6 protein-coding genes are annotated in these 6,707 nt (G+C 61.2%); 4 read left to right on the top strand and 2 right to left on the bottom strand.

Annotation, left to right across the window (positions count from 1 at the left end; genetic code table 11):
• The first annotated feature begins 130 nt into the window (after positions 1–130).
• From map to IQ254_RS28645, 3 genes are all read left to right on the top strand, one after another.
• The gene (map, locus tag IQ254_RS28655) at positions 131–937 is read left to right on the top strand and encodes a type I methionyl aminopeptidase (protein WP_193969561.1); all 807 of its coding nucleotides are present in this window, start codon (positions 131–133) and stop codon (positions 935–937) included.
• A 23-nt stretch (positions 938–960) separates the two neighbouring features.
• Complete coding sequence (locus IQ254_RS28650) at positions 961–1,923, top strand: SDR family NAD(P)-dependent oxidoreductase (RefSeq protein WP_193969560.1); 963 nt, start codon at positions 961–963, stop codon at positions 1,921–1,923.
• A 112-nt stretch (positions 1,924–2,035) separates the two neighbouring features.
• On the top strand, positions 2,036–2,524 hold the full coding sequence (locus tag IQ254_RS28645; protein ID WP_228041195.1) for a GAF domain-containing protein: 489 nt from the start codon (positions 2,036–2,038) through the stop codon (positions 2,522–2,524).
• A gap of 124 nt (positions 2,525–2,648) precedes the next feature.
• Here IQ254_RS28645 and IQ254_RS28640 read toward each other — a convergent pair whose 3' ends face one another.
• A complete protein-coding gene (locus IQ254_RS28640) occupies positions 2,649–2,822 on the bottom strand; it encodes a hypothetical protein (protein ID WP_193969558.1) in 174 nt (57 codons plus the stop codon).
• 449 nt (positions 2,823–3,271) lie between these two features.
• On the bottom strand, positions 3,272–5,272 hold the full coding sequence (shc, locus tag IQ254_RS28635; protein ID WP_193969557.1) for a squalene--hopene cyclase: 2,001 nt from the start codon (positions 5,270–5,272) through the stop codon (positions 3,272–3,274).
• Positions 5,273–5,552: 280 nt separating this feature from the next.
• Between shc and glmS the strand changes: the two genes are divergently transcribed.
• The coding region (gene glmS, locus IQ254_RS28630; RefSeq protein ID WP_193969556.1) for a glutamine--fructose-6-phosphate transaminase (isomerizing) at positions 5,553–6,707 on the top strand (1,155 nt) is incomplete at its 3' end.

The following is a 6,707-nucleotide window of genomic DNA, read 5'->3' as shown; positions in this document are numbered from 1 at the left end:
GGGCAAGAGCGGGTGGGTAAAGACGATTTTTCGGCCCGGATGTTCTTTTAGCAGACGAAATGCCCACATTACTCTCTAGGGCATTTAGCCTGTTACCCCCAGCCAACTTTACCCAGACCCCCAACGCACCGTGGAAGAACAAAAGCAACCCTCCGAAGTCATCACTCTGCTCTCCAGCCGTGAGCTAGAGAAAATGCGTCAAGCCTGCCAGCTCGCCGCCCGGCTGCTCGACTACCTCACCCCCTTCGTCAAGCCCGGTGTCAGCACCCAGGAACTCAACGACCTGGCCGAAGCCTGGACCCAAAAGCATGGAGCCAAAAGCGCTCCCCTGGGCTATGCGGGCACCGTGATGCCCTTTCCTCGCTCCATCTGCACCAGCATCAACGAGGTCATCTGCCACGGCATTCCCAACGACGAGGACATCCTGCGCGACGGCGACATTATCAACATCGACGTCACCCCCATTCTCGACGGCTACCACGGTGACACCAGCCGCACTTTTTTGGTAGGTGAGCCCTCCCCCATCGCCCGTCGCCTGGTTGAAGTCACCGAAGAAGCCATGTGGCGCGGCATTCACGTGGTGAAGCCCGGAGCCCGGGTCGGCGATATTGGCGCAGCGATTCAGGCCTATGCCGAGGGCGAAGGCTTCTCGGTCGTGCGCGATTTTGTCGGCCATGGGGTACACCGCATCTTTCACGCTGCCCCGCAAATTCCCCACTACGGCGAGCCCGGCAAGGGCAAAAAACTGCGCCCCGGCATGGTGTTCACCATCGAGCCCATGATCAATATCGGCAGCTACGAGGCCGAGATTTTGATCGACGGCTGGACGGCGATTACCGTAGATCGCCAGCTCTCGGCCCAGTTTGAGCACACCGTGACGGTCACCAAAGACGGCGTCGACGTGCTCACCCTGTCTCCGGCGAAGGTGCTAGCCTGACTCCCAAGCATCAGGAACATTTGATGAAACCGCTCGCCGGATGCATTGCCCTAGTTACAGGAGCCACCCGAGGGCTGGGTAAAGGCATTGCCATTGGCCTCGGGGAAGCCGGGGCCACGATTTATATCACCGGGCGTACCCTAACGGCGACGACTGAGGGCGTTGGGTCTCTAGAGGAAACGGCTGCCGCTGTGGAGCAGGCCGGCGGGGTGGCGATTCCAGTACGGGTTGACCACAGCGACGATGATCAGGTGCAGGCTCTCTTCGATCGCATTCAAGCCGATCAAAAGGGCCGCCTCGACCTCTTGGTCAACAATGCCTATGCCGGGGTGCCCGCCCTTAGGGCTGCCTATGGCAAACCCTTCTGGCAGTCTGAGCCCAGCTTTTGGGATGCCTGCAACCAGGTGGGCCTGCGCAGCCACTACGTCGCCAGCGTCTATGCGGCCCGGCTGATGGTGCCGCGCCAGCGGGGGCTGATCTGCACCCTATCGTCCTGGGGTGGGCTGTCGTATATCTTTGGGGTGCCCTACGGAGTGGGCAAAGCTGGCTGCGATCGCATGGCTACCGACATGGCCGTTGAGCTCAAACCCCATGGCGTGACCTCGCTTTCCATTTGGCCCGGCATCGTCGGTACCGAGCTGATGACCCAGTTTGCGGGTGAGATGGGACTGGGTGAAACCTCCGCCGAGAATTCCCTGCCCCACTACAACTGGGAAACCCCGCTGCTCACTGGACGTGTGATCGCCGCGTTGACGGCAGATTCTAAGGTGCTGCGGCGCACCGGACAGGTGCAAATTGTGGCTGAGTTGGCCCGCGAGTATGGCCTGGTCGATGCCGATGGGCAGCGGCCAGCCTCTCTGCGATCGCTGCGGTTTGTGCTGCCCTACAAGCTACCGGAGTTGCGCCCCTACGCCGGGTTGATCCCCGATGTCGAGATGCCCTGGCCCTTTTTGCTGCTGGGGCCACTGGGGTCACCCAAGGCCTAAAAAGAAGATTGTTATACTGAATTGACTCTCAGCCGTCACAGCAGATGAATTTGTGCAGCCGTCCTCATCTTCCCATCTCAATTCTGAGCCTACCTCCTCTGCAGATCCTGGCTTGAGCCGGGTGATTAATCGCCTCTCTATCACCCTGGAGCGAGATAGCTTAGTCAAGCAAGTGACCCACGATCTACACCAAAAACTGGGGGTCGATCGCGTGCTGCTCTATTACTTCTATTGCCAATGGAAGGGGCGGGTCACCTTTGAGGTTTTGAGCGACCCAAAATTTTCTATCTTTGGCTCCACTGGGCCAGACGAATGCTTTAACGACGACTATGCAGAGATGTACCTGGCCGGGCGGGTACGGGCGATCGCCGATATTGAAGCTGAGCCCATTGCCGACTGCCACCGCGATTTTTTGCGCGACCTAAAGGTACGCGCCAACTTGGTTGTGCCGGTATTGACTCCCAATGGTCTGTGGGGGCTGCTGGTGGCGCACCATTGTCAATCGACTTACCCCTGGTCAGAGGCCGATATCGTGGCCATGCAGCAGGGGGCAGAGACCTTAGCGATGGCCCCCTCAGTGAGGGGGCCGAGGCATAGCTAGCTTACCCATCTGATTTAAGCAACCCCGATTCAAAAACAGGAATCGCGGCGGGACATTACATTGCCATGGCCCGACCCGCCGGGCGCATCCAAAGCACTGATTATAATCATGGGGCTACGCTCGCCTAGCGCTGTTCTTGAATCAGCGACTCAACATAGTTGAGCCGATCTTTGGGAGCGATCGAGGTGTATTCGCCGTAGAAATTGCTGAATCGCCAAAATTTTGTCAAGGCAACCCGCAAAGGATTTTGGCGATTTTCGTGGCGGGGATGACGAGGAACGGAAGTAGATGTTGTCATGGGTGTGACCTCTCTGTGACTGCATACTGCCAGTCTAGGAAAGGAGCCCTAAAGTTACCAAAGCTAGAGTCGATGGCATCTATGCGCAAAATTCATATCACCTCAACTGCACTCCGACCACCTCTGTTCTGCCCGCACCAGCAAGGTGTTGAGTGGCGCACGGCAGCACTCAATAAAGTCCGGTCTGGCCTTGGGTTACACTCTGTTTCACCATAGGGACAACCTACTGCCTTTGGAATCAAGCCAGCCTTCCCAGAAGGGGAAGGGTTAGAGCATCGGTTCAGTATGGCTAGAAACCCGGTTTCTGCGTTGGTTTGCCTACGAGATTTGGTCTTTCCCAGGGTAGCAACCGGGTTTCTGTACCGGCGTTCTAGGGGTGAGCTGGCCTTGGCTATTGATCTGCCCTGTGTTCAGTAATTTCCCCCGTTGTCGCCCGCTTGAGAAGGGGGCTATCGAGACCTCATACCTTGCCAGCTTTGATAGCGCCCCAGGGCCATCAGCGGAAAGTGATGGCGATACAGGTGATAGCGAATGTAGAAATGCCCCGGAAACCCGGTGCCGGTAAACTCCTGCTCCGCCCAGGTGCCCTCGGCAGTCTGGGTGCTGAGCAGGTAGTCAATCCCCCGCTGGATCGCCTGCGTCTCGGTGGCCGCACCGCATTCAGCCGCGTCGATTAAGCCCAGCAGAGCCCAGGCAGTCTGCGAGGGCGTACTCGGCCCCTGACCCTTGAGGCTGGGGTCGTCGTAGCTGCGGCAGGTTTCGCCCCAGCCGCCGTCGGGGTTTTGGCAACGAACCAGCCAGGCCGCGCCCCGGGCGATTCGCGTAGCGATCCCTGGGGGAATCGCCCCCTGCTCCCGCCCCGGCGCCACCAGCGCCAACGCCGACAGTGCGCCGCTGGTGCCGTAGAGGTAGTTGACGCCCCAGCGGCCAAACCAACTGCCGTCGGCTTCTTGTTCGTGGAGCAGGTAGGCCAGCCCCCGCTCCAGCCGCTGGGCGGTGAGGTCGCTGGCGTAGCGGGCCGCCAGGTCGGGCTGGCGCAACAGGCGACCGTGCATCTCCAGCACGCGGGCGGTGATATCGGCGGTGCTGGGGTCAATCATGGCCTTGAGGTCGCCGTAGGGAATGGCATTCAGCCAGTCTTGGTCGTTGTCGATGTCAAAGGCGGCCCAGCCCCCGGTTTTGCACTGCATGGTGGCGACCCAGCGCACGGCTCGGGCGATCGCCTCTCGTTTCAGGGCCTCGTCGGGCAGGGTGACATCCTGCAAGGCCATGGCCACCACGGCGGTGTCATCCACGTCGGGGTAAAAGCGGTTGTCAAACTCAAAGGCCCAGCCCCCCGGCTGGCCCTGGGGGTTTTTTACCACCCAATCGCCATAGTCGAGAATTTGCTTGTCTAGCAGCCATTCGCCCGCCTGCACCAGGGCGGGGTGGTCGGGGGCCAGGCCCGAGTCGGTGAGCGATCGCATCGCCAGCGCCGTATCCCACACGGGGGAGACACAGGCCTGCACCCAGTAGGTGTCGTCGGTTTCGACGGCAAAGTTATCTAGCGCCCGCAGGCCCCGCCGCACCACCGGGTCGTTGACGTCGTAGCCCAGGCCGCGCAGAGCCAGCATTGAGTTCAGCATGGCGGGGATAATGCCGCCCCAGTCGCCGGTCGCTTCCTGGCGTTCTAAGATCCACCGCTCGGCCTGGCGCAGGCCCTCCTGGCGAAAGGGGGTGAAGTTGATGGATTCGGCCCACTTAAACGCGCCATCGAGCCAGACGAAGAGATCGCTCCAGTCGCCAGCTTTGGGCAGTTCCCAGCGCACATTGGCGATGCCCTCGGCGTAGAGTTCATCCAGGGTGACGGCGGGCTCGATCGCGTAAACCGGCTTTTGGTCAAACACAATCAGCAGCGGCACGGTGCTGCCCCGGGCCCAGCTCGACAATTCGTAAATGGTAAAAGGCGAGGGCGACTGTAGCAACATCACCCAGGCGGGCAGCGAGGGCAGGCCGCGCCAGTCGTAGCAGCCGAGCAGCGCCAGGTGCAGCTTGGTAAAAATGCGGGTTTGGGTGATGCCACCCCGCCCCAGAATGAAGCTCTTCGCCTTCAGCAACGCCGGATCGCTAGCGGGCACCCCCAGCACCCGCAGCGCCAGGTAGGCCTCGACGGATGTACTCAGGTCGCCGCCGTCGCCGTAGAACAGTTCCCAGCCGCCGTGATCGCGCTGGTGCGATCGCAGATAAGTCTCGGCCTTGGCCAGGGGGCGCTCGCCATCGGTGCCCCAGATCTTGTGCAGCAGAATGATTTCAGCCGTAATGGTGACGTTCGACTCGAGCTCTGCCCACCAGTAGCCGTCGCGGTGCTGCAGGGCCAGCAGGTAGTTTTGGGCGGCGGCGATTCTCGCCGGGATCGCTTCGCGAATCGCCCGCTCTAGCCCGGTCACCTGCTGCGGTTCTTGAGTCTGCATCGCCACCCCTCACATTCAACACTCTGCGGTCAAAACTTGCGGCCAAGACTTACAATCCTTGGGGCAGCATAGTGCAAATGCTTCGATTCGGGAAACACACCTCTAGATACGCCGCTGGTAGGCCGAAGAATTAGCCAGAAAAGTCTGTAAATTGCCGCTATTTCAGCCCAGCGGCTGCGGAATGCTGAAATAGCCCGACTCGATCGCAGCAGCCAAGCCACCGTGTATCCTATAAAGTCAGCTTTAGCAAAGCACTTGCTCACCCCCAAGGAGACAGCGTATGTGTGGCATTGTGGGATACATTGGCACCCGGCCCGCCGCCGACATCTTAATGGACGGCCTGCGTAAGCTCGAATATCGCGGCTACGACTCGGCGGGCCTCGCCACCGTGCTCGAAGGCGAGCTGCACTGCGTGCGGGCCAAGGGCAAGCTGCAAAACCTGCAAGACAAGCTCGACGGCCAGGAAAACCCCGCCCGCCTGGGCATTGGCCACACCCGCTGGGCCACCCACGGCAAACCCGAAGAACACAACGCCCACCCCCACCGCGATGGCTCGGGTCGGCTGGCGGTGGTGCAAAACGGCATCATCGAAAACTACCGCGAGCTGCGCGAAACCCTCAAGGCCCAGGGCCACCAGTTCACCTCCGACACCGACACCGAGGTGGTGCCCCACCTGATAGCGCAATACCTGAGCCAGCTCACCGAGGGCGATCTGCAGGGGCGATCGCGCCTGCTGGAGGCCACCCGCCGCGCCGCCCAAGACCTGCTAGGGGCCTTTGCCCTCGCCATTGTCTCCGCCGACTTCCCCGACGAACTGGTGGTGGTGCGCCAGCAGGCTCCGCTGGTGATTGGCTTTGGCCAGGGCGAATTTTTCTGCGCCAGCGACACCCCGGCGATCGTGCCCTATACCCGCGCCGTACTGCCGATGGAAAACGGCGAACTGGCCAGCCTGTCGCCCCTGGGCGTCGAGGTGTATAACTTTGCGGGCGATCGCCAGCGCAAGCACCCGATCACCCTCAACTGGAACCCGATCATGGTGGAGAAGCAGGGGTTCAAGCACTTCATGCTCAAGGAGATCTATGAGCAGCCCGGCGTGGTGCGCACCGCCCTCGAAACCTATATCGACAACGCCTGGGCTCCCGGCCAGGCCGATCGTACCCCCGTGCAGCTCGGTCTACCCGACGACCTGCTCAACGGCCTCGACCATGTGCAGGTGGTCGCCTGCGGCACCAGTTGGCACGCCGCCCTGGTGGGCAAATACCTGATCGAGGCGCTGGCCAACCTGCCCGTGCTGGTGCAGTATGCCTCAGAGTTTCGCTACTCGCCCACGCCGCTGATTCCCCATACCCTCACCATTGGCGTCACCCAGTCGGGCGAAACCGCCGACACCCTGGCCGCCCTGGAGATGGAGCAGACCCGCCGCGCCGCCCACGCC

Origin of the sequence: Nodosilinea sp. LEGE 07088 (genome assembly GCF_015207395.1) — a bacterium.
Classification (GTDB): domain Bacteria; phylum Cyanobacteriota; class Cyanobacteriia; order Phormidesmidales; family Phormidesmidaceae; genus Nodosilinea.
This window is presented reverse-complemented; position numbering and strand designations above follow the sequence as displayed.